Genomic DNA, 24,940 nt, shown 5'->3' on the forward strand with positions numbered 1-24,940 from the left:
ACAGAAATACACTATTTATTATGAATAGTTAATTTCTTATTCACTGTAAATAAATTGTAAATTTTATGTTGATAAATTCAGATTAAAAAACTAAAAAAAAAAGTTGCATAATTCATGTAGACCGCTGTATTGTAAAAAAAACTCAGAAAGACAAAAAATCTTTTGATAAACTTCTTAGTAGTTCTTAACAATTTAGAAATATTGGTAAATCGTTTATTTTAAGTTGTTTATTACTCTTTTCAAAAAAAGCATTGTTAATTACTGTTGATAACCGTTAATAACACTATTTTTGTGACCAACAACACAATTAAAATCAAGAAATTATGACTATTGCTATTGGTAATGATCACGCAGGTACAGAATATAAGTTTGAAATCATCAAATTATTAGAAGAATTAGGTCATACTGTAGTTAATTTTGGAACAGATGATAATGGTAGTATGGATTATCCAGACACAATTCATCCAACAGCTAATGCAGTTGAAAATAATGAAGCCGATTTAGGTATTATTTTATGTGGAAGTGGTAATGGAGCACAAATGACTGCAAACAAACATCAAGGAATTAGAGCTGCCTTATGTTGGAATAATGAATTAGTTGCTTTATCAAGACAGCATAATAATGCGAATATATTAACAATTCCAGCTCGTTTTGTTTCATTACAACAAGCGTTGGGTTTTGTAAAAATTTTCCTTGATACAGAATTTGAAGGTGGTCGTCACCAAAATAGAGTATCTAAAATCGCTTGTAGTTAATAACTAGTTAATAAATGGAATTTTTAGTAAAATCTTTTAATGAGCTCTCTTTAAGGGAGCTTTATAATATATTACAATTTCGTTCGGAAGTATTTATTGTTGAACAAGATTGTGTGTATCAAGATATTGATGGTAAAGATGATAAAGCTTTACATGTTTTAGGTATGAAAAACGGGAATTTAGTAGCATATACTAGATTATTTAAACCAAATGATTACTATGAACATGCAAGTATAGGTAGAGTTATTGTTAAACAAGAAGAACGTAAATATGGTTATGGCCACGATTTAATGAAATTCTCTATAAACACTGTTATCAACAAATTTTCTACAGAAACTATAAAAATAGGAGCGCAAACTTATTTACAAAAGTTTTACGAATCCCATGGTTTTCAACAAGTTGGTGAAGGTTACATAGAAGATGGGATTCCTCATATTCATATGATTAGAAAATAGTTTATGTTAACAGGAATTTCTTTTCAATTTAAAGATAGAAGGATTGATAAATATTTAAAGGTTCATAATTATTCTAATTATACAATTTATTATAGTCCTGTAAAGTCTTGGTTGTTTAGTTTATCTCTACTTTTTTTAATATTATTACCTTTTTCTATTTTTTTAAATTATGATTTTTTTAAATTTATTGTATCAAATTTGATAGTATTAATACCTATAATGTCATACTTATTCTTAGGTTATTTACTTACAGCATACTATAGTAATTCATTTGTAATATTAGAAGACAAAATTATAATTATTAATAGAAATTTTCCTTTTACACGATTTGAAAAATATAATTTTAAAGATTTGAGAGATATAGAAATTAATAAAGGAAAAAGTTTTCCAATGAATTTAATTTCTTGGTTATTTTTAGATTTAGGAAGTAATTATATAAAATTAAAATTGCAAAATACAATCACTAGAAAGTTTTATTGCTCTAATTTAGATGTAGATTGTTACGATGAAAACTGGACAGAAAAAAACTTAGATGATTTTTATAATGATTTGAAGGGTAGAAATGTGAGAGTTAATATGAAAATTTAGTTAACAAGTTCCATTAAATCATCAACTTCCTTAACACCACCTGAAGGTAAATTATTTAACCATATATTTCCTATTCGAACACGAATCAAACGTAGTGTTGGAAAACCAACAGCTGAAGTCATTTTACGAACCTGACGATATTTTCCTTCTTGTAATATAATTGAAATCCAAGATGTTGGTCCGTGTCTATCGTCTCTAATTTTCATAGATCGTTCCGGAAAATTAGGAGTATCAATAACACTAACTTTACAAGGTTTTGTCAGATACTTTTCACCTTTAATACCAATTTTAACACCAGTTTTTAACAATTCAATTTCTTTGTTAGTAATTGCACCATCTACTTGTACATAGTATTCTTTCTCTACTTTACCGCGTGTCGTAATAAAATCACTTACTTTTCCATCTGTTGTTAACAATAATAAACCTTCAGATTTTACATCTAAACGTCCAATAGCCATTGTTCCTTCAGGAAAATCGTGTAATTCTCCTAACATTTTTTTCTGTCTCTTAGTTTGATTGTTGATAAACTGAGAAAGAAATCCGAAAGGTTTATGAATAATAAAATGACGATGTTCCATAATAAATAGTTAATCTGAAAAAGGAATCAAAATTACACTACTTTTTTCATAACTTAGCATATCTTATTTTATAATAATTTTTACCAATTTTATGGCAACAGATAAAGAAAAAGAAGCGAAATTAAAAGCGCTTCAACTCACTCTAGATAAATTAGATAAGTCTTACGGAAAAGGAACTGTAATGAAATTAGGAGATAAAGTAATCGACGATGTAGATGCGATTTCTTCTGGTTCTTTAGGTTTAGATTTAGCGTTAGGTGTAGGTGGATATCCTAGAGGAAGAATTATTGAAATATACGGACCAGAATCTTCTGGTAAAACAACCTTAACTATACATGCCATTGCTGAAGCTCAAAAAGCTGGTGGAATTGCAGCATTTATTGATGCAGAACATGCTTTCGATCGTTTTTATGCTGAAAGTTTAGGTGTAGATGTTGATAACTTAATTATATCTCAACCAGATCATGGTGAACAAGCACTAGAAATTGCGGATAACTTAATTCGTTCTGGAGCTATTGATATTGTTGTTGTCGATTCTGTAGCAGCTTTAACTCCAAAATCTGAGATTGAAGGTGAAATGGGTGATTCTAAAATGGGATTACATGCACGTTTAATGTCTCAAGCATTGCGTAAATTAACTGCTACTATTAGTAAAACAAACTGTACAGTAATATTTATTAACCAGTTACGTGAAAAGATTGGTGTAATGTTTGGTAATCCAGAAACTACAACAGGTGGTAACGCATTAAAATTCTATGCTTCTGTTCGTTTAGATATCCGTAGAAGAACACAAATTAAAGATGGAGATCGTGTTATTGGTAACAGTACTAAGGTAAAAATTGTTAAAAACAAAGTAGCACCACCTTTCCAAACTGCAGAATTTGATATTATGTATGGATTAGGAATTTCTAAAGTTGGTGAAATTTTAGATATCGGTGTAGAACTTGGTATTGTTAAAAAGAGTGGATCTTGGTTTAGTTACGGAGATACAAAATTAGGTCAGGGTAGAGATGCTGTAAAAGGTATTATTAAAGATAATCCTGAATTAATGGAAGAGCTTGAAAACAAAATTAAAGAAGCTATAGAAAATCAAGAATAAATAGATTTTCTAATAATATGTAAAAAAGCAATTGAATAACTCAATTGCTTTTTTTGTATCTTAAAAAGTCAATTGTCAATTTAGGACAAAAATACTGATTATCTTCAATATTACATTTGTGGTATGGAAACAAAAGAATTCTATAAACAACGTTTGCAACAAGTAGTTTCCTATTTAAGAACTCAATACAATCAGAAAATTTCTATTACAGAATTAGAATAATTATCGAGTTTTTCATACAGAAATTTACAAAACCAGAATTCTGGCAAGAAAATGCTGAATTAGTAGGAACAAAATTGGCGAATAATTTAGTTCCGATTAAATCTCTTACAGATGCTAATGTACGACTAACATTAAGTAGTGATTGGAATGTAAGTACATTAAATCCATTTGTAGGAATTCAAAATGCAGTAACACGTAATCCGCAAAATATTTCATTAAAAGAAGCTATAAAATCTTATACAATTAATCGTGCTTATGTTATGCGACAAGAAAATGAAGTTGGTTCTTAAGAGGTAGGGAAATTAGCAGATTTATTGTTGTAGATCAGAATATTTTTACGATTAGCAATGTACTTATTTTTAGTAAAATAAAGTTCAAGTTAAGTGCTTAAATCACTATTGCTTATTCATGTTGTTGTACGCTGGTTTTTCCATTTTCTATTATTCTACATTGTTCAAATTCCACTTCAGGATAAGCTTCATTTGCCCAATCACTTAACATTCTTAAAACGGGCAAAAGTCCAACAGCTTTTTCTGTTAATGAATATTCAACTCTTGGTGGAATTTCGGCAAAAGACTGTCTTAAAAGTAATCCATCGTTTTCTAATTCTTTCAGCTGATTAGTCAGCACCTTTTTTGAGATTGTAGGTATTAGAGTGTTCAGCATTCCAAATCGCATAGAACCATTTGATAGTAAATATAAAATAATCGGTTTCCATTTATTGCCAATTATGTTCATTGTATGTACAAGTGAACAAGCATTCGGGTTGTCTATATATTTTCTTGCCATTAGTTACTTTTTGGTTACCACTATTTGTTCAAATGAAAACTTAATAGTTTCATTTTTAAACTAATATTAGTTTCTTTGTGATACAAATGTAATTAAAAATTTAAAATGAAAAATATTTTTATAATCAACGGTCATCAGAAATACCCATTTTCTGAAGGAAAGTTAAACAAAACTTTAACTGAAAAAGCAGAAAGCTACTTTAAGAGCAATGGTTATAATATAAAGAAGACTACAATGGAAGATAATTATGATGTTAATGAAGAAATCGAAAAATTCAAATGGGCAGATGTGGTCTTTTTTCAAACACCATTGAACTGGATGGGCGTAAGTTGGTCGTTTAAAAAATACATTGATGAAGTTTTTTCGATGGGTATGATGGGCGAAATGTCCGATGGTGATGGAAGAAGTAAAGAAGCACCGAAGAAGAATTACGGATTAGGTGGAAAGTTAAACGGAAAGTATATGATGTCAGTAACTGCTAATGCACCTAAAGAGGCATTTAACAATCCAGAAGAAACATTTTTTAATGGAATAAGCGAAGATGAACTTTTAAAACCAATGCATCTTAATTTTAAATGGTTTGGTTTTGAATCATTACCAACATTTATGGCATATGATGTAATGAAAAACCCAGAAATCGAGAATGATTTTAATCGTTTTGAAAATCATTTAAAAGCAAACTTTTAAAGTATTCATTATGGATAGACCAACACCAAAACATATAGCACCAGATTTACAATTTCCATTATTAGATGGAAATCAATGGATTTTAGAAGAACAAAATCCAGAAAATTTTACTTTGGTTGTTTTTTATAGAGGATTGCATTGTCCACTATGCAAAAAGTACTTACAACAACTACAAGAGTTGTTGCCTGAATTTGAGCAAAGAGGCGTTAATGTCGTAGCTGTGAGTATGGATACAGAAAAGAGAGCAAGACTTTCTCGTCAAAAGTGGGAATTGTCTAATCTTACTTTGGGTTATGGTTTATCTGAAAAATTAGCCAGAGATTGGGCTTTGTATTTAAGTGCAGGAGTAAAAGATAGTGAACCAAGTGAGTTTAGTGAACCAGGATTATTTTTAATAGATAATAGTAATCAAATTTATTATTCAGCTATAAACAGTAGTCCTTGGGGAAGACCATATCTTCCTTCTTTTGTAAAAGCGGTAGATTATATTGTTCAGTCAGGTTATCCTGCAAGAGGTGAAATGCTTTAGTTTAGCTTGCGTACAACTGTTTTTAATGGAAATGAAATTTATAAAAAATAAACATTGAATAGATTTCTGTGAAATTCAAGAACAGTTGTAGTTAAACTACAGCTGTTTTTTTATTTTTAAAAGAAAAAAGTGATTACAGTAAGTAAGCAAATAAGTTTAATTCCAATAACTTCAAATGACACTTCAGTTTTGTTTGTTTTAATGAACGAAATATATTCTCAAGCATATCATTATTTCTGGGAAGACGCTGGTAATTGGTATATAAATAGCCAGTATTCTAAAGAAAATATAGAAAAAGAGTTAGCTGAAACAAATTCAGATTATTATTTTGTAGTTGTTGATGGAGAAAAAGTTGGTAATTTTAAAGTAAACTGGAATAGTGAATTAGAAAATTTTACTGAGAAAAGAAAAGCAGTAAAACTACATCGAATTTACTTACATACTAAAACACAAGGTAAAGGTGTTGGAAAGCAATTATTATTATGGTTGGAAAATGAAGCAAAGAAAAAACAATATGAAATGATTTGGTTAGATGCTATGGATGAAAAACCACAAGCTTTTGAGTTTTATAAAAAACTAGGTTACCAATACCATTCACATTGCTTTTTACCTTTTGATTTATTATTTGATAAATACAGAAAAATGAGTCAAGTGTATAAAATACTGAATTAAACTCCAGTACTTCCAAATCCACCATCACCTCTTTCAGTTTCATCTAATACAGAAACTTCTTGCCAGTTTACACGTTCGTGTTTAGCTATTACTAATTGTGCAATTCGCTCACCATCGTTTACGGTAAATTCATCATTAGAAAGATTTACTAAAATCACTCCAATTTCACCTCTATAATCTGCATCTACAGTACCAGGAGAATTCAAAACAGTAATTCCTTTTTTAGCAGCCAAACCACTTCTTGGTCTTACTTGTGCTTCAAAACCTTGAGGTAAAGCAATAAATAATCCTGTTTTAATAATAGCTCTTTCTAAAGGCTTTAAAACAACAGGTTCGTTTAAATTAGCTCTTAAGTCCATTCCTGCAGAACCTTCAGTTTCATAAGTAGGAATTTGATGCTTCGATTTGTTAATTATTTCAACGTTCATTTCACATTTTTTAGCGTTTCAAAGATAAATAATACTAACAATTACGCACTAGATTATAGTTTTATTAATTTAGCATCATAAAACAAACGATATAAATGAGCGAATTTGAAAAAATAGCCGTTATTGGTGGAGGAAGTTGGGCTACTGCAATTGTTAAAATGTTATCAGAAAATAAAACCAAAATAGGTTGGTATATGAGAAGCATTTATGCGATAGAACATATTAAAAGAAATAAGCATAATCCGAATTATTTAAGTTCTGCAGAATTACATCCAGAACAATTAGATTTAACAAATGATATTAATTCTTTAGTAGAAAACTATGATGTATTAATTTTTGCTATTCCTTCAGCTTTTTTAAATTCAGAATTAGAAAAATTAAATGTATCATTAGATAATAAAATCATTTTTTCTGCGATTAAAGGTATAGTTCCTGAAACAGGATTAATTGTAGGTGAACATTTTCATAAACACTATAATGTATCTTATGAAAATATAGGAGTAATTGCAGGACCTTGTCATGCAGAGGAAGTTGCTATGGAGCGTTTATCGTATTTAACAATTGCTTCTCAAGATGAAAAGAAAGCAGAGGAGCTTAGTAAATGTATTAAAGGAAGATATATAAAAACAAAAGTATCTGACGATATTTTTGGAACAGAATATTCTGCCATGTTGAAAAATATTTATGCAATTGCTGCAGGTATAGCACATGGATTAGGATATGGTGATAATTTTCAGTCGGTGTTAATGAGTAATGCTATTCGTGAAATGAAACGATACATTAAAAAAGTACACCGAATGAAACGAAATATTAATAACTCTGCCTATTTAGGAGATTTACTAGTAACAGGTTACTCTGTATTCAGTAGAAATAGAATGTTTGGAAACATGATTGGTAAAGGATATACAGTAAAATCTGCAATGTTAGAAATGAATATGGTAGCTGAAGGATATTATGCAACAAAAAGTGCCTATAAGATTAATGAAGAAAATGGTGCAAAAACGCCTATTATAGATGCTATTTACAGCATTTTATATGGAAAAAAAGAGGCGAAAGAAGTGTTTGAGAAACTAACAAATATGTTAGATTAATTTTTCAAATTAAAAGTATAAAAACCCTTCAAATAATACCTACAAAATGAAATCAAACATCATCTAACGCCTAAAATTTTTACGCCACAAAAGTAAATTAAAAAAAAATTTTAGAGGCATAAATAGGTTATTAAATATTTTAGAAAAAGTTAAATAAAAATTAACAAATTTTAATATTTTTACAACAACTAGTATATTTTTAAACAACGATGAAAACAATTCAAGAAGCTGTTGAAATTACTATAAGAAAAACTCCCTTTATAGAAGAAGCCCTAAACGAAAAGTTAATCAACGTTTCCTCATTAGCCAGGTTAATTTTACCTGAAGTAGCTCAACAATTAAAAAAAGAAGTAAAAGTTGGAGCTGTAATGATGGCAATAAACAGATTATCACCTGCTAATGAACTTCGTATTCGAAAGAATATTAAGAAATTAGCTTTAGATTTAGGAGATGTAATTGTGCGTTCGGATTTATGTGATTTTACCTTTAAAAATTCTCCCACATTATTTAAAAAAATAGCCACTATTTTAGGTAAGTCTGCAGAGAATAACGATTTATTTTTAACCATATCTCAAGGTATTTTTGAAACAAATATTGTAGCCAGTAAAAGTTTACAACCATTAATACAGGAAACTTTTTTAAAAGAGGTTTTAATTAATAACGTAGATAACTTAGCCTCTATTACTATAAAATTACCAAAAGAAAACTTAGAGCAATCAGGAATTTACTATTTCATTTTAAAACAATTTGCTTGGGCAAACATTGCTGTTCAAGAAGTAATTTCAACAACACATGAAATGACAATTGTTGTAAAAGAGAATGATGTAAATGAAACATTTTCAATCCTTATGGATTTAAAATTAAGCTAACACTTTATGCAAAAACAAGATCCCTACGCGTCCTTACGAATTAAAGAGTTTAATATTTTTTTATTGGTAAGGTTTTTACTTGTATTTGCTTGGTCTATGCAATTTATAATAATCGAGTGGCAAGTATATTCGATAACTAAAGATCCATGGAGTTTAGGTTTAATAGGAGCATTTGAATTCTTACCAGCTTTTTCTATGGCTTTATTTGCTGGTCATATTGTAGATCAGAAAGAGAAGAGGAATCTTTTTGCGTTATGTATTGGTTTATTTTCATTAATAAGTTTTGGACTATATTTTTTAACTAATCCAGATTTTATTTTTGGATGGAGTTCTAATACAGTTTTATATTCAATTTATGCATTAGTGTTTTTTGGAGGTTTATTACGATCTTTCTTTGGACCAACTATTTTTTCTTTAATAGCTTTAATTGTACCTAAGAAATTATATCCAAATGCAGCAACATGGAGTAGTTCTACTTGGCAAATGGCGAGTGTTTTAGGACCAGCTTTTGCAGGATATACTATATATCTAATTGGTGTAAATTTATCTTTATGTATTGTTTTTAGTTTAGTTTTACTTTCTTCTTTTTTAGTATTTCTTATAAAAAGAAAACCAATTATGAATCCTAAAAAAGGTGAACCTGTTTCTAAAAGTTTAAAAGAAGGTATTTCATTTGTTTTTAAAACTAAAGCTATATTAGGTGCTATAACTTTAGATATGATTTCTGTTCTTTTTGGAGGTGCAATAGCTTTATTACCAGTTTTTGCTCAAGACATTTTACAAGTAGGTTCCAAAGGATTTGGTTTTTTAAGAGCTGCACCTGCAGTAGGAGCTTTTCTAACGATGTTAACTACCGCGTATATACCAATTAGTAAAAATGCAGGAATGAAATTATTAGCTGCGATTTTTGGATTTGGTTTGTGTATTATAATTTTTGGTTTATCAACAAGTTTTTGGATATCACTTATTGCTTTATTTTTTAGTGGTGTTACTGATGGAGTTTCTATGGTTATTAGGCAAACTATTTTACAGTTAAAAACACCAGATCATATGAGAGGTAGAGTCGCTTCAGTAAACTCAATGTTTGTTGGCTCTTCAAATGAATTAGGAGCTTTAGAAAGTGGATTAACAGCCAAATTAATGGGAACAGTAACTGCTGTAGTTTTTGGAGGTACAATGACTTTATTAACTGTGATTAGTACAGGAATATTAAATCCAACCTTAAGAAGGCTGGATTTAACTAAAGATATGCAAGAACAAGAAGAAAAAACTAATTAGTAATTTTCGACCAGTTCTTATCTGCTTGTTCTTTTAATTTTTTTGGATCTTCTTTTAACCATAATTTTAAGGTATTGGTACCCCAAGAATTATAGAAAAGATATAATTTTCCGTCTCTTATTTCAAAAGTCTTAGGATTTATATCTACTTTTTCGCCATTAACACCAATTGCATAAGCACAATATCCACCATATTGAGGTACATATTTCTCAGGATTCTCTTTAAAAATTTTTAAGTTTTCTTCTGAAGAAAAACGATATGTAGCACCGTTATGATTTGTACTTAATTTCTTTTTTCCTTTAATGGCAGCAGTATTATTAAAATAAGCCACAACATCGTAACCTTTAGCTACAATTCCTTTTTTTGTATTAAAATGTTCTGTTTGACTAAAAACAGTTGTTGTTATAAATAGTAAAGCGAATAAAAAACGACCCATAATTATTTATCTGAATTTTTCATTTCTTCCCAATTTTTATCTCCTTTAGCTTGTAAAGCTTTTGTATCTCCTTCTTGCCAATCATTTAATTTATTAGCAAAAAATGAATTATAGAAAAGGTATAATTTACCATCTCTTATTTCATAAACTTCCGGATCTACACCCATTTTAATCTTTTTTTCAGCCACAGCATAGGCACAATATCCACCATATTGAGGAATATATTTATCTGGATTACTCGTAAATTCGTTTAAACTTTCTTTGTTAGAAAAGTAATAGGTTTTTCCATTAACATCTGTGGTAAATGTTTCGTTTCCTTTTACAGGTCCATCAGTTGAATAGTAAGAAACTACATCGTAACCACCAACAGCTAGTTTATCATCTGTTTTTGGTCCGCATTGATAAAATGTAATTGATGCGAAAATTGTAGATAGAAGAAAGATTGCTTTTTTCATTGGTAAACTATTTTAAATCAGTTTATAAATATATTATTTGTCTCTTAAAATACCATTAAATTACAACCACGAATGTCAGAATTATCGAAACGACCAATAATTTCAAAAGAATTATCATCGTAAATTTTTCCTAAATCTTGAGTTGCAATAAAAGAACAAGAATTATAATTAGCTAAATCAATAATGTTAATTCCACCTGTTTTTTTTGTTTTTGTGATAGTTAGTGGATCTTCTGTGTCTCTGGTAAGAATTTTCATCCAAGGAGGGCAATTAAAAATTCCATCTCCTGTAGAATATCCTTGACTTAAAAGCTCTGTCATACCATATTCTGAATGAATTTTATTAACGCCAAACCCACTTTTTAAAATATGGTGAAGTTCTGTTCTAATCAATTCTTTTCTTCTACCTTTCATACCACCAGTTTCCATAATAATGGTATTTTTTAAACTGAATTGATGTATTTCAACTAAATCTAAAAGAGCAAATGAAACACCAATTAAAAGCACTTTTTTATGTCCATTATCTAAAGAAGTTAGTTTATTAGCAAGTTCATTTAAGTTGTTTAAATAAAACCCACTATCCGCGTTTTTAGATCTTTTTATAAGGTCGTTAACCATATATATTAGAGATGAACCTTTTCTTTCTAAATAGTTTGGTAAAAGCGCTAAAACAACATAATCTTCTATGTTTCCATAAAAATGTTTAAAACCTTCTAAATAACTCTTTTCATATAAAGAAATATCAGAAACATAATGTTTGCTAGTAATACTTCCAGTGGTTCCAGAACTACTAAAAGTTTCTTGAATAGAAGCTGTTCCACTTACTACTTTATGTGATTTAAAAAATTGGATTGGTAAGAAAGGAATTTCATGTATTTCTTTTATATCACTAGGGTGAATGTATAATAAATCACAAAAAGATCGATATACACGATTATTTTCGAATTGATGTGCAAAAGTTTGTAATGCTTTTGCTTCAAATTCATCATTAGAATTAATATGTGTGAAACAATTTTCCATAATACAGACAAAAATACAAGTTACTCACGCAACCTTTGTAAAAAAAGCTAATCTATTAGATAAATAAAATAGTTAAAAAATTAAAGTTAATAGTTAAATTATGAGAAGGGTATTTTACAGTCTAATCATTAGTCTTTCATTTATATCTTGTTTAAAGGATGAAAATATTACAAATTTTAATGCTTTAAATCCTTTAGAAAATTTTGAATGGTTAAAAGAGAAAAAGGAAAATTTTGAAAGACTAATGAATTCTGTAAAAGTAGAAATACATCAATACAAGTACGAAGGTCATGATGTGTTTTTAATTAACGATTGTGTAGGTTGTACAGATGCGCTAACAAAAGTATATAATTGTGATGGTGAAGTAATTTGTGAGTTTGGCGGAATTACTGGATTAAATACTTGTCCAGATTTTCAAGACAAAGCTAAATTCTTAGGAGTTCTATGGAGAAATTATAATCAGTTAATTATTGATGAAGGAAGATATAATGCTACAAATACAGATAGTTATTCAATAACATTAGTTTCTATTCAAAATAATATTTTAACACTTGAAGTTACCTCTTCAGGTTGTAGTGGTGATAGTTGGGTTATGAATTTAATTGATTCTGATGAAATCTCTGAATCTTTTCCTCCACAAAGAAATTTAAAACTAGAACTGATAAACAATGAAGCTTGTACATCTGTTGTAACAAAAGAAGTAAAGTTTAATATTTCTCAATTACAAGTAACACGAATCAATCAAGTTATTTTAAACTTAAATGGTTGGAATTCACCAATAAATTATAATTATTAATAGGTTGTTATGAAGAATTATAAATTACTAAAAGTTATTTTTTTACTAGGTTTATTTTATTTAATGTCTTGTGATTCAAAAGAAAATGAGTGCGATGATTTAGCATTTAGGACATCGGAAGTTCCTCTTTCATTTGATTTTAAATTTAATCCACCAATTACAGATTTATCAATAATTGAAGTCTTTTGTCATGTCAATGATGAAATAAACGAATGTAAAAATAGATTAGAATTACATGAAGAACTTAATTCATTGTTTTTAGATCCTAATATTACAAAATACACATTGAAAACACCAGCAAAAACTTTTGATTTAGAATTTACATATAAAACTATAGAAGGAAAGTGTTTTACAACTGTTAAAATAGATAGTATCGTAGTAAATGGAACTATATTTTGTGAAGATTGTGATTCATCTACTAAAATTTTAAATTAATTATGAGAAGAATAGTAAACACTATTTTAAGCATTGTTGCTCTTTTTATACTATTTAATTGTAGTGATAAAGAAATAGAAAATAATATAAATTTAGTTTGTTCGGTTGAAAAACCAATAGAAGATTTAAGTTGGTTAAAGTCTAAAATAGAAATAATTAATAATTCTACAGAGCTCTCTAAATACAATTATATCGTTCAGATAAAACATAATAATGAAATGAAGTTTGTTTTAGCTAATTGTAATCCTGCGATAAACTCAGTATTTGAAGTAAAAAATTGTTCCGGAATAACAACTAATATTGTTGGCAGTAGAGTAGAAGATGTACCATTTGAAACTTTTGAACAAGGAACAATTATTTGGAAATCAAATCAAATCGAATGTCAATTTCAATAAAAAAGATAAAAATGTATAAAAGATTAGTAATTGTTTGTCTTGCAACTATTTTAAGTTTTTTTAGTTGTAGTAAAAGTGAAAATGATGTATTACAAGATTCATTGGTTGGAACTTGGAGTTTAGTAACTATTGAAGGAGGTTTAGCTCAAGCTGTAACGTATGATAAAGGAGAAATAGTATGGTTTGTTAATTTTGATAATAACACAATTACTATAAAAAACTCAGTAGAACATAACGTAGGAATTCAGCAAAATTTTAGTCTAAATCATACTGGAGTTTATGATTTTTCTATAACAACAGAAAATGACAATGAAGTTTTAGTTGTAGGTGAAAGAAAAGGAACCATAAAAAAAGAAGAAGGAAAATTAATCATAGATTATGGAGTAGCTTTCGATGATGTTCGATATACATTAATTAGATAAAAAACATGAAAAATTTAAAATTTATAGTAATACTGTTTTTAGTATTTATTTCTTGTAGTGAGAATGAAGAAATTGAAATAATAGAAAGTAATTTATTACTAGGAAATTGGTCTGAAGTAGTTTATGACAATGAAAAACTAATTTTTAAAAGAGTAAAAGAGTTACCACAAGAAGCTTACGGATTTTCGTTTAAAGAAGAATTTCCAGAGTTTTTAGAAAGAACTTCAGGTTTTTGCGGAACACCTCCACTTAGTTTTTTTGATATAAAGGGAAGCTGGCAAATTGAAGATGGACATATATTAAAGATTTATGATTTAAATATAACTAATCAATACAGACCAGATAATGGACTTTTATATAACTTTAAAATAGTTTCTTTAACTAAAGATGTTTTAATTTTAAAAAGAGAATTAACGGAACAAGAAAAAGATCAACAAGAACTAATGGATCTTTATAATGAGTTTTATGAAATGGCAAATAATAAAAGTTGTACAGATGAAAATAATTGGTCTTTTGTAGGATATGGATCTAAAGCTTGTGGAGGTTTTCAAGGGTATATAGCTTATTCAACATTAATAGATGTAACAGCCTTTTTACAAAAGGTAGAAAAGTATACACAATTAGAAGATGAGTATAATAGAAAATGGGGAATTTATTCAACTTGTGATTTGGTAGCTCAACCCCAAAAAGTAATTTGCTTAAACGGACAACCAACGTTAAAATATTAGATCAACAATTTAAATCAAACGGAGTATCAAAATAGAACAACTCATAGAAGAGTGTAAGCAAAATAACTTACAAGCTCAGTCTCAGATTTACCAAATCTTTGCTGCGAAACTCTTTGCGTTGAGTTTAAAATATTGTAGAAATTATCAAGATGCAGAAGATGTACTTCAAGATAGTTTTTTAAAAGCTTTCGATAAAATACATCAATACAAAAACAAAGGATCTTTTGAAGGATGGTTACGAAGAGTTGTAATTACTACTGCGCTTCAAAAATATAAAGACAAAACGCAATTATACATTGTAAAAGAAGAGATAGACGTTAAAGAAGAGGAGGTAAGTTTAGATGAAAGTAATATCGATATTGATGTGTTACTAAGCTTAATTCAAGAACTTCCAGATCGTTATCGTTTAGTTTTTAATCTCTATGTTTTAGATAATTTTTCACATAAAGAAATAGCAGATTTATTAAGTATTTCTGAAGGAACTTCTAAATCAAATTTATCTAGAGCAAAGAAAATTTTGAAGAGTAAGTTAGAAGCATATCAGTTAAAATTAGAAAAGGCATAATGATGGAAGATAAAAATATAGACAGATTATTTCAAGAAAAGTTAAAGGATTTAGAGGTAATGCCTAATCCTGAATTATGGCAGAATATTGAAGATAAACTTTCAAAGAAGAAAAAGAAGCGAATTATACCTTTTTGGTGGTTTTCTTCTGGAATAGCTGCAGTTTTATTAATCTCTTTATTAATTACAAATCCTTTTAAAAATGATGCTACCATTAATTCTTCTACACCAGTAAATGAAGATTTTCCTGTTGTTGAAACACAGCAAATAAAGGTTGACACAACAACTTCAAAATTTAAGGAAACAATATCAAAAGAAGAGGTTATAACGGAGCTAGTAGATAATAAATTGAATCAAAAGAAAACTGATAAAACAACAAAAAATACAATTGAAATAGCTAAAACAGAAACGAATAAAAGTTTCAAAGAGAAATTAAAAACTAAAACAAATTCATCTAAAAAAGAGATAAATAAAATCTTAAAAAAGAAGGAAGTACATAGTTTTAAAAACGATGTTTTAATAGCAGATAATCAATTAGAAAACACAAAAAATAAAGAAGATAAAATCACTAAGAAAACAAAAGAAAAAAAACAAGCATTGGTAGCTTTTGTCGATGAAAATCCAATTGAAAAAGAGAAAATAAAAACTTTCAAAAAATGGAGTGTCACACCAATTGTTGGTATTATTGGTTCTAGTTCGTTTTCAGAAGGTTCTTCAATTGATAAAAGTTTAAAATCTAATTCTATTTCAACAAATGGAACTTTAGCTTATGGAGTAAAAGTAGGTTATCAATTAAACAAAAAATGGTCTTTAAGATCAGGAGTACAGTTTCAAAAGAATGTCATAAATACAGAAAATGTTGGTTTATTTTCAAGCGCAACATCAGAAAATAATTTAGATGCTGTTAATTTTTCTATTAATGATGCTTTCACCTTTGTAAGTTTAGAACCTACAGAAGAAAGTATGTCTTTAGAACCCGATAATGCTAGTGGAAACTCAGCAGAACGAGCGAGTATAGCACAAACTTATAGTTATTTTGAAATACCTGTTGAAGTTCAATATTTATTTTATAAGAATAAGACATTTAAAACACAAATTGTAACAGGATTTAGCACATTATTTTTAACTGAAAATACTATAGCTTTAAATTCAAATATTTTAAACCAACCTATAGGAGAAGCAAATAATTTAAATACATTAAATTTCAGTGGAAACTTAGGAATTAACATTGATGTTCAATTATCAAAAAAATTGAACTTAAATTTTAATCCAATGTTAAAAGCGCAGTTAAATACATTTTCAGAAAACTCTAATGGATTTAGTCCTTTTATTTTCGGAATATATTCTGGAATAACATTTGATTTTTAAATTGTAAATTTGATAAAAATCAATTAAATGAAATTTCCAATAATTATTCTTTTGTTACTATTCGTTTCATGTGGAACATCAAAAAAAGAGAAAAAAAATAGTAATAAAAATCAAATAGAATCAATTAGTTGGATTAAAGAGTACATAGAAAAAACAAAAGAAAATCCTTTTCCAACTAAAGCTATAATTACGCAATATTTGTACAAAAATGAAATTGTTTTTTTAGTAGAAGGATGTTATCAATGTCCAGATTCACCTAAAGTTTTGTATAATAAAAAGAAAGAACAGTTGTGTGTGTTTGGAGGCATGTTGGCTCACACTAATAATTGCCCTGATTTTTTTAAAAACGCAACAGATAAAAAAATTATTTGGAAAAACTTCAATTAATAATGAATTTAAATGTTAGAGAAATAGAATTAAGAGATATAGATTTTCTTATTAATTACTGGTATAACTTAAGTAATGAACATTTGTTAAAGATGGGAGCAGATGCTACTAAACTTCCATTAAAAGATGATTTTTATTCTATGTTGGTAAATCAAATAAATTCTCCAATTAAAGAAAAAAAATCATATGCATTAATTTGGGAAGAAAATGGAGAGCAAATAGGTCACTCTAATGTAAACAATATTGTTTTTGGTAAAGAAGCGTTCATGCACTTACATGTTTGGAATACTAATCAAAGAAAAAAAGGTTTTGGAGCAGTTTTAGTTAAAAAATCACTTCCTTTTTATTTTGAAAAACTACAATTAAAATCTTTATACTGTCAACCATATGCATTAAATACTGCTCCAAATAAAACATTAGAAAAAACAGGTTTTAAATTTGTTAAGAAATATACTACTGTTCCAGGATCATTAAATTTTGAGCAAGAAGTTAATTTATGGGAAATGCAAAGAGAATGTTTTTTAAAGTTGTAATTTTTATTCTTTATAAATTTTAACTTCAGTTTCTCCTTTAGCGTTTATAGAAGCTCTGTACATTCCGGTTGTATTAAATTCAAAAACCATATTTCCATTTTTATCAACAGCAATAATTCCACCTGTACCACCTAATTTAGTAAGTTTGTTTTGAATAACTTCTCTTGCAGCTTCTTTAAGTGATAAACCTTTATAATCCATTAAAGCAGAAATATCATGAGCTACTTGAGCTCTAATAAAATATTCTCCCCAACCTGTAGAAGAAACACCACAAGTAGCATTATTAGCATAAGTCCCAGAACCAATTATTGGTGCATCACCAATTCTATTCCAACGTTTGTTAGTCATTCCACCAGTAGAGGTTCCAGCAGTAATATTTCCATTTTTATCTAAAGCAACACAACCCACAGTTCCAAATTTAGAGTCTTTAATAATAGGATCGTAAAAAGCAGTTTTAGCATCATGATCTAATTCAGCTTTCATTTTTTCTTTTACTCGTTGTAAAGATTTAAATCTACTTTCTGTATAAAAATAACTAGAATCTACAATCTCAATTCCTTGAGATTTAGCAAAAATAGAAGCTCCTTTACCAGAAAGCATTACATGTTCAGAGTTTTCCATGACTTTTCTAGCTAAAGAAATAGGATTTTTAATATCAGTAACACCTGCAATTGCTCCCGCATTTAAATCATTTCCTGTCATTATTGAGGCATCTAACTCATTAGTTTCTTCATGTGTAAAAACAGCTCCTTTTCCAGCATTAAATAGTGGAGAGTTTTCTAATACATGAATTGTTTGTTCTACAGCATCAATACTTGTTCCACCCTTATTAAGAATATTAAACCCAACTCTAACGGCTTCTTCTAATTTATCTTTATAAGCTTTTTCTTTTTCTGGAGTCATATTTTTCTTTAAAATAGTTCCTGCTCCACCATGTATTACAATAGCAAATTCATTAATTTTTTCATTTTTGGTTTCTTTCTTTTCTGGTGTAGTTTTACAACCAATTAAAAGAAATACTATAGATAAGCTAGTTAAAAAGGTTTTCATTTTAAGTTGTATTTTAAACAAAAAATATAGTTTTTGTTTAATTTTATTAATGGTGATTTATTTGTAAATTTGACCTTTCAATTTAAACAACTAAAACGTAACTACAAAATGGCAGATTTTGGTATACAAGAGGCATTACAAACTCTAGGGTTAAAAGAAATAAATGAAGGAACTTCTACAGGTTCTATTAACTTTTCAAATGGAGAAATTATTGAATCATATTCTCCAGTTGATGGTAAATTAATAGGAAAAGTAAAAGGAACAACTAAAGAAGACTACGAAAAAGTAATGAAAGCAGCTACAGATGCATTCAAAACTTTTAGAACAATGCCAGCTCCACAAAGAGGAGAAATAGTACGTCAATTTGGTGAGAAATTACGTGAAAAGAAAGAAGCTCTTGGTAAATTAGTTTCTTATGAAATGGGGAAATCTTACCAAGAAGGATTAGGAGAAGTGCAAGAAATGATTGATATCTGTGATTTTGCTGTTGGTTTATCACGTCAATTACATGGTTTAACAATGCACTCAGAAAGACCTGGACACAGAATGTACGAACAATATCATCCATTAGGAGTTGTAGGTATTATTTCTGCGTTTAACTTTCCAGTAGCTGTTTGGTCTTGGAACACAGCTTTAGCATGGATTTGTGGTGATGTTTGTGTTTGGAAACCATCAGAAAAAACTCCATTATGTGGTGTAGCTTGTCAGAATATTATAGCTGAAGTTTTACAAGAAAATAACTTACCAGAAGGTATTTCTTGTTTAGTAAATGGTGATTATGTAGTTGGAGAGTATATCTCTAAAGATACTAGAATTCCATTAGTTTCTGCTACTGGTTCTACACGAATGGGTAAAATTGTTGCTAGTGAGGTAGCTGGTCGTTTAGGTAAAAGTTTATTAGAATTAGGAGGTAATAATGCAATTATTGTTACTCCAGATGCTGATATTAAAATGACAGTTATAGGAGCTGTATTTGGAGCTGTAGGAACTGCAGGTCAACGTTGTACTTCTACACGTAGATTAATTATTCACGATTCTATTTACGATAAAGTAAAAAATGCAATTGTAGATGCTTATAAACAATTACGCATTGGAAATCCTTTAGATGAAAATAATCATGTAGGTCCATTAATTGATAAAGACGCAGTAGCAATGTATAATAAAGCTTTAGAAAAAGTAGTTGCTGAAGGTGGAAATATTATTGTAGAAGGTGGAGTTTTAGAAGGCGAAGGATATGAAAGTGGGTGTTATGTAAAACCTGCAATAGCAGAAGCTACAAATGATTATGAAATTGTTCAACATGAAACTTTTGCTCCAGTATTATATTTATTAAAGTACTCTGGTGATGTTGAAAACGCAATTAACATACAAAATGGTGTAGCACAAGGGTTATCTTCTGCTATAATGACAAATAATTTACGTGAAGCAGAACGTTTCTTATCTCATGCTGGATCTGATTGCGGAATTGCAAATGTAAACATAGGAACTTCTGGTGCTGAAATTGGTGGAGCTTTTGGTGGTGAAAAAGAAACAGGTGGAGGAAGAGAGTCTGGTTCAGATGCTTGGAAAATTTATATGAGACGTCAAACAAATACAATTAACTATACAACGGAATTACCTTTAGCTCAAGGTATTAAATTCGATTTATAGTAAAAAAACATATAATAATGTTAAAAAGCCGTCTCCAGGAGACGGCTTTGTGTGTCTAAATAACTATAGTCCCCCCGAACTATAAACCTTAAATTTTGTTATTCAGAAACTCATTTAATACTTTCTTTCCACTTAAATTTACTACTAAATTCATTTTTTAAAGTTTAAGTATCGACGAATGGTAATTTTATTGAGTTAATAAAAGTTTACTTATAGATTAATGAGTATAGCTATTATTTTAAATGTTTTTGAAGGATAAAAAGAGCTAGTCGCCAAGTTATGACGACTAGAAACTGTAAGTAATATTCAACTCCCTTTAAGTCAAATTATTAAGCGTGTCAAAAATAGAATTAAGTTTTTTTAAAAACACTTAAAATCGATGTCTGATATTAAATAACGTTTAAAAGGGAGAGAAATGAAGATAAATGGCAGCAAATTCATATCAAAAGGGTGTTTATAAATAAAAAAATCGACTTTATAAGCCGACTTTTTTATTTATAAACCATATAGCCCCCCCGAGCCATAATATCTATATATTATCTTTTTTATCAAATTATTTACTTACATAAATTTAGGAAAAAGAAAAGCTAGGTATTTTTAATTATCGATGAATGGAACTTAATATCGGTTGATATAGGTTTGACTATAGATAAATATTAAAAAATTCCTTATAAACGATGCTTCTTTTATAGATTTGCACTTTATAAATTAATGTTTATGATGAATTTTCTTTCCTTAGTCGGTAGAATTTTTGGACAAAGACAAGAATCTGAAGAAGATATTATGAAGAAATTTTTAATTGTAGGTTTAGGAAATGTTGGTGAAAAATACGATAATACTAGGCACAACATAGGATTTAAAGTTGTAGATGCTTTTGTAAAAGATAATGAAGCTTCTTTTTCTACTGAAAAATTAGGAGACGTAGCTAAATTAAAAGTAAAAGGGAAAACGGTTTTTGTATTAAAACCTAATACTTATATGAATTTAAGTGGAAAAGCTGTTTTGTATTGGATGAAAAAAGAAAATATTCAAATTGAAAATGTATTAATTATTACGGATGATTTGAATATAGATTTTGGAAAACTAAGAATAAAAAGTAGAGGAAGTGCGGGTGGACATAATGGTTTAAAAGATATTCAAGATAAATTAAACACAGGTTCTTATCCTAGATTTCGTTTTGGTGTAGGTTCTGAATATAGAAAAGGAAAACAAGTAGATTTTGTTTTAGGACAATGGAGCGATGAAGAAGAGAGCCAACTTATAGAGAGAATACCAACAAGTGTAAATGCGATTACATCGTTTATAAATGCTGGAATTTCTAATACTATGAATGAGTTTAACGGTAAGTAAAAATAGAAGAGTTTATAAATAAGAAAAGCAGACATTAATGTCTGCTTTTCTTATTTATATTTTTTTAATTAAATCTTACTTCCTCTCAAAAGTAATAGTAATTTCTTCTGTTGTTGTAATTTGATTGTCTGTAGTTTCAGATTCTTTTCTAATCACTAAAGTATTTGCACTAAAAGAAGTAATTTCAAAAATTCCATGAATAACTCCAGTATTAGTATCTGAAAAAGTAACTCTTTTATTTAAAACATCTAAAGTATATGTTCCAGAACTATTTTCTGTTTCAATAGAAGTTTCTTGTACAGGAGCAGAACCATTATTTAAAGTAGTAACAGCTACTTCTCTATATTCACCCGAATATGTGAATGTTCCGTTAGTAGAAAGTATTAAATCTACTTGAAAAGTATCTCCTTCATAAGATTCAGTAGAAATATCTACAACTTGACCAGAAGCAGTTGTAGAGGTTTTATTAGTTCCTCTTAATTTAGTTACTGCGTATGTTCCAGTAAAATTTTCAGAAGTTAACTCAAAAACAGGTGTATTATCATCACTACCACAACTAATTAATGTTGCAAAAGCAAAAAATAAAAAAAATGACTTTAATAATTTCATGGCTTATATCTTTTTTAATTTTTATTGAATAAATGTATTATATATGTAAAGTAAAAAAGAACTAAATATTGTCTGAGGCAAACCACTCAGCATAACTAGTATCTGTTTCTTGTAATTTAATAGAGTGAAGTTTTATGTTTTCTGGCAATCTATTTTTTATTTTTTGTGCAAAATCTATAACCATCATTTCACTTGTAGGTTGATAATCAACTAAAATAACATCGTGTCCTCTATCTTTTAATTCTTTAGCTAATTCAACATGTGGTGTGTTTTTATTAAAAACTGTGGCATGATCGAAAACATCAACAATTTCTTCTTTTACTATGACTTTTAAATCACCAAAATCTATAACCATTCCGTACTTTACATTACTGCTGTCATTAATAGGTTGTCCTATTACAGTAACAGATAATTTATAGCTGTGGCCATGTACATTTTTACATTTTCCATCATAACCATATAAAGCATGACCAGTTTCGAAGTTAAACTGTTTTGTTATTCTTATGTTGTTCACTATCTTTTAAACTTTTTGTTATTTCTAAATTTGTTAACAAAGTATACAACACCAACAGCTAAAGCTAATCCAAGAAATAAAATATTATCACCCATAATTGTAATTAAATTATATAGCAAAAATACAACTTTAATTTACTCGTATTATAAACGAAAAATTAAAAGTTGAAATGAGATTTAAACAGATAAGAAAGAGTTTATTTTAAATTTGTTTTTCAAAGCAAATACTTTCTTCTAAACCAGAATACTGTCCGTAATTTTCTATGATTTTATAATTGTTTTTCTTGTAAAGATGAACTGCTTCAACTTGCCTAATTCCAGTTTCTAAAATACATCGATTAAAAGAAAGTTCTTTTGCCCAAATTTCTAATGCTTTTAATATTTGAGAAGCCAAACCTTTACCTCTTGCTTTTTCAGAAGTAAACATTCTTTTAATTTCCATCGTAGTTGTATCGTACTGTTTAATGGCTCCACAAGCTAAAGGTTCGTTATCAACATAAATAAGAACAACATGTTTAATAAGATCGAGTTTGTTGTACTGATTATAAAAATCATGATCCTCACCATCTGTAACAGCTAAAAAAGCATCCAGTTGTTTTACTAAAGTTCTAAAATCTTTGTTTTCTGAATCGGTTCTAACAAGAGATATCATAATTCAATACGATTTAAAACAATCCAAATAACTTTTTACGTTTAGCAATATTAGGTCTTGTTAGGTTCAAAACATCAGAAATATTGTGCTTATCAAAACCATTAAAAAGAGATTCAACACCTTTGGTCATTTTAAGATCTAACTCTTCTTGATATAAAGGAATTAACGTGTAAAAGTCTATAGATTTATTTTCTAAAGTTAACGTGTGAAATTGTTCATTAAAAACAATAGAAGGTAATAAAACAACAGAACTTAGTTTAGTTTTAGTATCAAAAGGTTGAGCAGGATCTCCATTTGGCATAGTATGTCCGTAAGCTAACCATGTGTTGTATTCATGAGGAAAACGCGCTAAAAACTTTAACCATCGAATTGGCCAGTAATTGCTTTCATCTTTAAAATCTTCTTCAGAAATTTTCCAATTTTCGGGTAAACAAATACTTAATTCTGCATAATTGCAACCTTCAATACCTTCTGGAGTATTCATAGGTTTATCGCTCATTCCAGAAGTAACTAAAGTATGAAAAGGTTTTGCTGGAGTAGGTTTAACCCAATGCACATCAATATGAACTTGATCGGAAACAATTTCATGAAAAACCATATCGATTTTTCCTACGTGTTTTTCTATATGATCTGAAATAGCTTCCAGAGAAGATTCTTCAGAAGCTATTTCAAATTTATTTTTATTGTTTTCGTCGTATCTGTAAATTGGCGATCCTGATTTAGACTTTTCCATAGTTTTTGTTTCTTATTATTTTTTGAATTTAGCTAGTGCATTTTTAGTAAACTCAGAAAGTACTAATCTTCCAGTAATTTTTGCTCTTTCAACTAATAATTCATTCCAGTTTTCAGTTCCTTCCCAAAGTGTTTTTTTCATTTCAAATAAAGCATCAGGATTATAAGAAGCTAATTTTTCAGCTAACAAACTTACTTCTTTGTCTAATTCAGAAAGAGAATCAAAAACTTTAGCATATAATCCTTTGTCTTTCGCCCAATATGCATTTTTCCAGCTTGTAGCATCTAAAGTTAATTCTGCTAAACCACTTACTCCAATTTTTCGTTCTACTGCAGGAGCAATAACAAAAGGTCCGATACCAATAGTAAATTCAGAAAGTTTAATACTTGCTGCTTCAGTAGCTAACACATAATCACAGGCAGCTGCTAAACCAACACCTCCACCCACAACTTTTCCTTGAACTCTACCGATAACTAATTTCGAACAAGTACGAATTGCATTAATTACATTAGCAAATCCGGAAAAGAATTTTTTTCCATCATCTAAATTATCAATTGCAACTAATTCATCAAAAGAAGCACCAGCACAAAAAGCACGTTCTCCTTCAGATTTTAAAACAATAATATTTACAGCATCGTTATCTGATAATGTATTCAATTCTTTTGTTAAACGATCTAATAATTCACTAGGAAAAGAATTACTGGCAGGATGCCCAAATTCTATAGTTGCTATTTTATTCTCTATATGTGTGTATAAACTTCCGTTAAGTCTTGTTGTTGTCATTTATTTAGTTGTTTGTTCAAAA

34 protein-coding genes are annotated in these 24,940 nt (G+C 28.6%); 22 read left to right on the top strand and 12 right to left on the bottom strand.

Annotated features, from left to right (window positions below):
- The first annotated feature begins 323 nt into the window (after window positions 1–323).
- From rpiB to AC2TEO_RS10935, 3 genes are all read left to right on the top strand, one after another.
- A complete protein-coding gene (gene rpiB, locus AC2TEO_RS10925; protein WP_442264855.1) occupies window positions 324–755 on the top strand; it encodes a ribose 5-phosphate isomerase B in 432 nt (143 codons plus the stop codon).
- Window positions 756–769: 14 nt separating this feature from the next.
- Window positions 770–1,210, top strand: coding sequence for a GNAT family N-acetyltransferase (locus AC2TEO_RS10930; RefSeq protein WP_442264856.1), 441 nt, complete (start codon window positions 770–772; stop codon window positions 1,208–1,210).
- A 219-nt stretch (window positions 1,211–1,429) separates the two neighbouring features.
- On the top strand, window positions 1,430–1,798 hold the full coding sequence (locus AC2TEO_RS10935; RefSeq protein WP_442264857.1) for a hypothetical protein: 369 nt from the start codon (window positions 1,430–1,432) through the stop codon (window positions 1,796–1,798).
- Here AC2TEO_RS10935 and AC2TEO_RS10940 read toward each other — a convergent pair.
- Complete coding sequence (locus AC2TEO_RS10940) at window positions 1,795–2,376, bottom strand: pseudouridine synthase (RefSeq protein ID WP_442264858.1); 582 nt, start codon at window positions 2,374–2,376, stop codon at window positions 1,795–1,797. The genes AC2TEO_RS10935 and AC2TEO_RS10940 overlap by 4 nt on opposite strands.
- Window positions 2,377–2,467: 91 nt before the next feature.
- Here AC2TEO_RS10940 and recA point away from each other — a divergent pair, with 91 nt between their 5' ends.
- Both recA and AC2TEO_RS10950 read left to right on the top strand, forming a co-directional pair.
- Entirely contained in the window at window positions 2,468–3,475 is a 1,008-nt protein-coding gene (recA, locus tag AC2TEO_RS10945) for a recombinase RecA (RefSeq protein WP_095074962.1), read from the top strand.
- A gap of 296 nt (window positions 3,476–3,771) precedes the next feature.
- Complete coding sequence (locus AC2TEO_RS10950; RefSeq protein WP_442264859.1) at window positions 3,772–3,987, top strand: amidohydrolase family protein; 216 nt, start codon at window positions 3,772–3,774, stop codon at window positions 3,985–3,987.
- Window positions 3,988–4,099: 112 nt separating this feature from the next.
- Here the strand turns inward: AC2TEO_RS10950 and AC2TEO_RS10955 are convergent, their stop codons facing one another.
- Window positions 4,100–4,435, bottom strand: a complete 336-nt coding sequence (locus AC2TEO_RS10955) for a winged helix-turn-helix transcriptional regulator (RefSeq protein WP_442264860.1) — start codon at window positions 4,433–4,435, stop codon at window positions 4,100–4,102.
- A gap of 156 nt (window positions 4,436–4,591) precedes the next feature.
- On the opposite strand from AC2TEO_RS10955, the gene AC2TEO_RS10960 reads away from it, so the two are divergent.
- From AC2TEO_RS10960 to AC2TEO_RS10970, 3 genes are all read left to right on the top strand, one after another.
- Window positions 4,592–5,173 carry an NAD(P)H-dependent oxidoreductase gene (locus AC2TEO_RS10960; protein WP_442264861.1) on the top strand — a complete coding sequence of 194 codons (582 nt, stop codon included), beginning with the start codon at window positions 4,592–4,594 and terminating at the stop codon, window positions 5,171–5,173.
- Between the two features lie 10 nt (window positions 5,174–5,183).
- On the top strand, window positions 5,184–5,702 hold the full coding sequence (locus tag AC2TEO_RS10965) for a peroxiredoxin-like family protein (protein ID WP_442264862.1): 519 nt from the start codon (window positions 5,184–5,186) through the stop codon (window positions 5,700–5,702).
- Window positions 5,703–5,831: 129 nt separating this feature from the next.
- Window positions 5,832–6,374 carry a GNAT family N-acetyltransferase gene (locus AC2TEO_RS10970; RefSeq protein WP_442264863.1) on the top strand — a complete coding sequence of 181 codons (543 nt, stop codon included), beginning with the start codon at window positions 5,832–5,834 and terminating at the stop codon, window positions 6,372–6,374.
- On the opposite strand, the gene dut is transcribed toward AC2TEO_RS10970, so the two are convergent.
- A complete protein-coding gene (gene dut / locus AC2TEO_RS10975) occupies window positions 6,371–6,802 on the bottom strand; it encodes a dUTP diphosphatase (protein ID WP_442264864.1) in 432 nt (143 codons plus the stop codon). The genes AC2TEO_RS10970 and dut overlap by 4 nt on opposite strands.
- A 95-nt stretch (window positions 6,803–6,897) precedes the next feature.
- On the opposite strand from dut, the gene AC2TEO_RS10980 reads away from it, so the two are divergent.
- The 3 genes from AC2TEO_RS10980 (at window position 6,898) to AC2TEO_RS10990 (ending at window position 10,040) form a co-directional block, all read left to right on the top strand.
- Entirely contained in the window at window positions 6,898–7,893 is a 996-nt protein-coding gene (locus tag AC2TEO_RS10980) for an NAD(P)H-dependent glycerol-3-phosphate dehydrogenase (RefSeq protein ID WP_442264865.1), read from the top strand.
- Between the two features lie 209 nt (window positions 7,894–8,102).
- Complete coding sequence (locus AC2TEO_RS10985; protein WP_442264866.1) at window positions 8,103–8,762, top strand: hypothetical protein; 660 nt, start codon at window positions 8,103–8,105, stop codon at window positions 8,760–8,762.
- Window positions 8,763–8,768: 6 nt separating this feature from the next.
- Window positions 8,769–10,040: an MFS transporter gene (locus AC2TEO_RS10990; RefSeq protein ID WP_442264867.1), complete on the top strand. Its 1,272-nt coding sequence runs from the start codon at window positions 8,769–8,771 to the stop codon at window positions 10,038–10,040.
- Here the strand turns inward: AC2TEO_RS10990 and AC2TEO_RS10995 are convergent.
- Genes AC2TEO_RS10995 through AC2TEO_RS11005 form a run of 3 tightly spaced genes read right to left on the bottom strand, consistent with a single transcriptional unit; the run spans window position 10,033 to window position 11,950 of the window.
- On the bottom strand, window positions 10,033–10,476 hold the full coding sequence (locus AC2TEO_RS10995) for a YHS domain-containing (seleno)protein (RefSeq protein ID WP_442264868.1): 444 nt from the start codon (window positions 10,474–10,476) through the stop codon (window positions 10,033–10,035). The genes AC2TEO_RS10990 and AC2TEO_RS10995 overlap by 8 nt on opposite strands.
- A 2-nt stretch (window positions 10,477–10,478) precedes the next feature.
- Entirely contained in the window at window positions 10,479–10,931 is a 453-nt protein-coding gene (locus AC2TEO_RS11000; protein ID WP_442264869.1) for a YHS domain-containing (seleno)protein, read from the bottom strand.
- A 44-nt stretch (window positions 10,932–10,975) separates the two neighbouring features.
- Window positions 10,976–11,950, bottom strand: coding sequence for a LuxE/PaaK family acyltransferase (locus tag AC2TEO_RS11005; protein ID WP_442264870.1), 975 nt, complete (start codon window positions 11,948–11,950; stop codon window positions 10,976–10,978).
- 100 nt (window positions 11,951–12,050) lie between these two features.
- Here AC2TEO_RS11005 and AC2TEO_RS11010 point away from each other — a divergent pair, with 100 nt between their 5' ends.
- From AC2TEO_RS11010 to AC2TEO_RS11050, 9 genes are read left to right on the top strand one after another with little or no spacing between them, the layout of a single operon-like run.
- Window positions 12,051–12,746, top strand: a complete 696-nt coding sequence (locus AC2TEO_RS11010; RefSeq protein ID WP_442264871.1) for a DUF6970 domain-containing protein — start codon at window positions 12,051–12,053, stop codon at window positions 12,744–12,746.
- Between the two features lie 9 nt (window positions 12,747–12,755).
- Window positions 12,756–13,181 (top strand): hypothetical protein, encoded by a 426-nt coding sequence (locus tag AC2TEO_RS11015; protein ID WP_442264872.1) that lies wholly within the window; start codon window positions 12,756–12,758, stop codon window positions 13,179–13,181.
- Between the two features lie 2 nt (window positions 13,182–13,183).
- A complete protein-coding gene (locus tag AC2TEO_RS11020; protein WP_442264873.1) occupies window positions 13,184–13,576 on the top strand; it encodes a hypothetical protein in 393 nt (130 codons plus the stop codon).
- 11 nt (window positions 13,577–13,587) lie between these two features.
- Window positions 13,588–13,998, top strand: coding sequence for a hypothetical protein (locus AC2TEO_RS11025; protein ID WP_442264874.1), 411 nt, complete (start codon window positions 13,588–13,590; stop codon window positions 13,996–13,998).
- Window positions 13,999–14,003: 5 nt separating this feature from the next.
- On the top strand, window positions 14,004–14,726 hold the full coding sequence (locus AC2TEO_RS11030) for a hypothetical protein (protein WP_442264875.1): 723 nt from the start codon (window positions 14,004–14,006) through the stop codon (window positions 14,724–14,726).
- A 31-nt stretch (window positions 14,727–14,757) separates the two neighbouring features.
- A complete protein-coding gene (locus AC2TEO_RS11035; RefSeq protein WP_442267760.1) occupies window positions 14,758–15,291 on the top strand; it encodes an RNA polymerase sigma factor in 534 nt (177 codons plus the stop codon).
- On the top strand, window positions 15,291–16,658 hold the full coding sequence (locus tag AC2TEO_RS11040; RefSeq protein ID WP_442264876.1) for an outer membrane beta-barrel protein: 1,368 nt from the start codon (window positions 15,291–15,293) through the stop codon (window positions 16,656–16,658). Before AC2TEO_RS11035 ends, AC2TEO_RS11040 begins: the two co-directional genes overlap by 1 nt.
- A 27-nt stretch (window positions 16,659–16,685) precedes the next feature.
- Window positions 16,686–17,045: a DUF6970 domain-containing protein gene (locus AC2TEO_RS11045; RefSeq protein WP_442264877.1), complete on the top strand. Its 360-nt coding sequence runs from the start codon at window positions 16,686–16,688 to the stop codon at window positions 17,043–17,045.
- 2 nt (window positions 17,046–17,047) lie between these two features.
- Complete coding sequence (locus AC2TEO_RS11050) at window positions 17,048–17,578, top strand: GNAT family N-acetyltransferase (RefSeq protein ID WP_442264878.1); 531 nt, start codon at window positions 17,048–17,050, stop codon at window positions 17,576–17,578.
- Window positions 17,579–17,581: 3 nt separating this feature from the next.
- Here the strand turns inward: AC2TEO_RS11050 and AC2TEO_RS11055 are convergent, their stop codons facing one another.
- Complete coding sequence (locus AC2TEO_RS11055) at window positions 17,582–18,628, bottom strand: isoaspartyl peptidase/L-asparaginase family protein (protein ID WP_442264879.1); 1,047 nt, start codon at window positions 18,626–18,628, stop codon at window positions 17,582–17,584.
- Window positions 18,629–18,736: 108 nt separating this feature from the next.
- Between AC2TEO_RS11055 and amaB the strand changes: the two genes are divergently transcribed.
- Together amaB and pth are read left to right on the top strand one after the other, a co-directional pair.
- Window positions 18,737–20,278 (top strand): L-piperidine-6-carboxylate dehydrogenase, encoded by a 1,542-nt coding sequence (amaB, locus tag AC2TEO_RS11060; protein WP_442264880.1) that lies wholly within the window; start codon window positions 18,737–18,739, stop codon window positions 20,276–20,278.
- Window positions 20,279–20,995: 717 nt separating this feature from the next.
- Window positions 20,996–21,628: an aminoacyl-tRNA hydrolase gene (pth, locus tag AC2TEO_RS11065; protein ID WP_442264881.1), complete on the top strand. Its 633-nt coding sequence runs from the start codon at window positions 20,996–20,998 to the stop codon at window positions 21,626–21,628.
- A 75-nt stretch (window positions 21,629–21,703) separates the two neighbouring features.
- On the opposite strand, the gene AC2TEO_RS11070 is transcribed toward pth, so the two are convergent.
- The 5 genes from AC2TEO_RS11070 to AC2TEO_RS11090 all read right to left on the bottom strand — a co-directional run bounded on the left by AC2TEO_RS11070 (window position 21,704) and on the right by AC2TEO_RS11090 (window position 24,918).
- Window positions 21,704–22,237 carry a hypothetical protein gene (locus AC2TEO_RS11070; RefSeq protein ID WP_442264882.1) on the bottom strand — a complete coding sequence of 178 codons (534 nt, stop codon included), beginning with the start codon at window positions 22,235–22,237 and terminating at the stop codon, window positions 21,704–21,706.
- 61 nt (window positions 22,238–22,298) lie between these two features.
- Entirely contained in the window at window positions 22,299–22,751 is a 453-nt protein-coding gene (locus AC2TEO_RS11075) for a 6-pyruvoyl trahydropterin synthase family protein (protein WP_442264883.1), read from the bottom strand.
- A gap of 201 nt (window positions 22,752–22,952) precedes the next feature.
- On the bottom strand, window positions 22,953–23,402 hold the full coding sequence (locus tag AC2TEO_RS11080; RefSeq protein WP_442264884.1) for a GNAT family N-acetyltransferase: 450 nt from the start codon (window positions 23,400–23,402) through the stop codon (window positions 22,953–22,955).
- 13 nt (window positions 23,403–23,415) lie between these two features.
- The gene (locus AC2TEO_RS11085) at window positions 23,416–24,135 is read right to left on the bottom strand and encodes a suppressor of fused domain protein (RefSeq protein WP_442264885.1); all 720 of its coding nucleotides are present in this window, start codon (window positions 24,133–24,135) and stop codon (window positions 23,416–23,418) included.
- Window positions 24,136–24,150: 15 nt separating this feature from the next.
- Complete coding sequence (locus AC2TEO_RS11090) at window positions 24,151–24,918, bottom strand: enoyl-CoA hydratase/isomerase family protein (RefSeq protein WP_442264886.1); 768 nt, start codon at window positions 24,916–24,918, stop codon at window positions 24,151–24,153.
- Window positions 24,919–24,940: the final 22 nt, after the last annotated feature.

This window comes from Tenacibaculum aquaeponti, assembly GCF_057221555.1.

Coding starts and splice junctions, on each gene's coding strand:
- rpiB (WP_442264855.1), top strand. CDS start 324: ATGACTATTGCTATTGGTAATGATCACGCAGGTACAGAATATAAGTTT.
- AC2TEO_RS10930 (WP_442264856.1), top strand. CDS start 770: ATGGAATTTTTAGTAAAATCTTTTAATGAGCTCTCTTTAAGGGAGCTT.
- AC2TEO_RS10935 (WP_442264857.1), top strand. CDS start 1,430: ATGTCATACTTATTCTTAGGTTATTTACTTACAGCATACTATAGTAAT.
- AC2TEO_RS10940 (WP_442264858.1), bottom strand. CDS start 2,376: ATGGAACATCGTCATTTTATTATTCATAAACCTTTCGGATTTCTTTCT.
- recA (WP_095074962.1), top strand. CDS start 2,468: ATGGCAACAGATAAAGAAAAAGAAGCGAAATTAAAAGCGCTTCAACTC.
- AC2TEO_RS10955 (WP_442264860.1), bottom strand. CDS start 4,435: ATGAACATAATTGGCAATAAATGGAAACCGATTATTTTATATTTACTA.
- AC2TEO_RS10960 (WP_442264861.1), top strand. CDS start 4,592: ATGAAAAATATTTTTATAATCAACGGTCATCAGAAATACCCATTTTCT.
- AC2TEO_RS10965 (WP_442264862.1), top strand. CDS start 5,184: ATGGATAGACCAACACCAAAACATATAGCACCAGATTTACAATTTCCA.
- dut (WP_442264864.1), bottom strand. CDS start 6,802: ATGAACGTTGAAATAATTAACAAATCGAAGCATCAAATTCCTACTTAT.
- AC2TEO_RS10980 (WP_442264865.1), top strand. CDS start 6,898: ATGAGCGAATTTGAAAAAATAGCCGTTATTGGTGGAGGAAGTTGGGCT.
- AC2TEO_RS10985 (WP_442264866.1), top strand. CDS start 8,103: ATGAAAACAATTCAAGAAGCTGTTGAAATTACTATAAGAAAAACTCCC.
- AC2TEO_RS10990 (WP_442264867.1), top strand. CDS start 8,769: ATGCAAAAACAAGATCCCTACGCGTCCTTACGAATTAAAGAGTTTAAT.
- AC2TEO_RS10995 (WP_442264868.1), bottom strand. CDS start 10,476: ATGGGTCGTTTTTTATTCGCTTTACTATTTATAACAACAACTGTTTTT.
- AC2TEO_RS11000 (WP_442264869.1), bottom strand. CDS start 10,931: ATGAAAAAAGCAATCTTTCTTCTATCTACAATTTTCGCATCAATTACA.
- AC2TEO_RS11005 (WP_442264870.1), bottom strand. CDS start 11,950: ATGGAAAATTGTTTCACACATATTAATTCTAATGATGAATTTGAAGCA.
- AC2TEO_RS11010 (WP_442264871.1), top strand. CDS start 12,051: ATGAGAAGGGTATTTTACAGTCTAATCATTAGTCTTTCATTTATATCT.
- AC2TEO_RS11015 (WP_442264872.1), top strand. CDS start 12,756: ATGAAGAATTATAAATTACTAAAAGTTATTTTTTTACTAGGTTTATTT.
- AC2TEO_RS11020 (WP_442264873.1), top strand. CDS start 13,184: ATGAGAAGAATAGTAAACACTATTTTAAGCATTGTTGCTCTTTTTATA.
- AC2TEO_RS11025 (WP_442264874.1), top strand. CDS start 13,588: ATGTATAAAAGATTAGTAATTGTTTGTCTTGCAACTATTTTAAGTTTT.
- AC2TEO_RS11030 (WP_442264875.1), top strand. CDS start 14,004: ATGAAAAATTTAAAATTTATAGTAATACTGTTTTTAGTATTTATTTCT.
- AC2TEO_RS11040 (WP_442264876.1), top strand. CDS start 15,291: ATGATGGAAGATAAAAATATAGACAGATTATTTCAAGAAAAGTTAAAG.
- AC2TEO_RS11045 (WP_442264877.1), top strand. CDS start 16,686: ATGAAATTTCCAATAATTATTCTTTTGTTACTATTCGTTTCATGTGGA.
- AC2TEO_RS11050 (WP_442264878.1), top strand. CDS start 17,048: ATGAATTTAAATGTTAGAGAAATAGAATTAAGAGATATAGATTTTCTT.
- AC2TEO_RS11055 (WP_442264879.1), bottom strand. CDS start 18,628: ATGAAAACCTTTTTAACTAGCTTATCTATAGTATTTCTTTTAATTGGT.
- amaB (WP_442264880.1), top strand. CDS start 18,737: ATGGCAGATTTTGGTATACAAGAGGCATTACAAACTCTAGGGTTAAAA.
- pth (WP_442264881.1), top strand. CDS start 20,996: ATGATGAATTTTCTTTCCTTAGTCGGTAGAATTTTTGGACAAAGACAA.
- AC2TEO_RS11070 (WP_442264882.1), bottom strand. CDS start 22,237: ATGAAATTATTAAAGTCATTTTTTTTATTTTTTGCTTTTGCAACATTA.
- AC2TEO_RS11080 (WP_442264884.1), bottom strand. CDS start 23,402: ATGATATCTCTTGTTAGAACCGATTCAGAAAACAAAGATTTTAGAACT.
- AC2TEO_RS11085 (WP_442264885.1), bottom strand. CDS start 24,135: ATGGAAAAGTCTAAATCAGGATCGCCAATTTACAGATACGACGAAAAC.
- AC2TEO_RS11090 (WP_442264886.1), bottom strand. CDS start 24,918: ATGACAACAACAAGACTTAACGGAAGTTTATACACACATATAGAGAAT.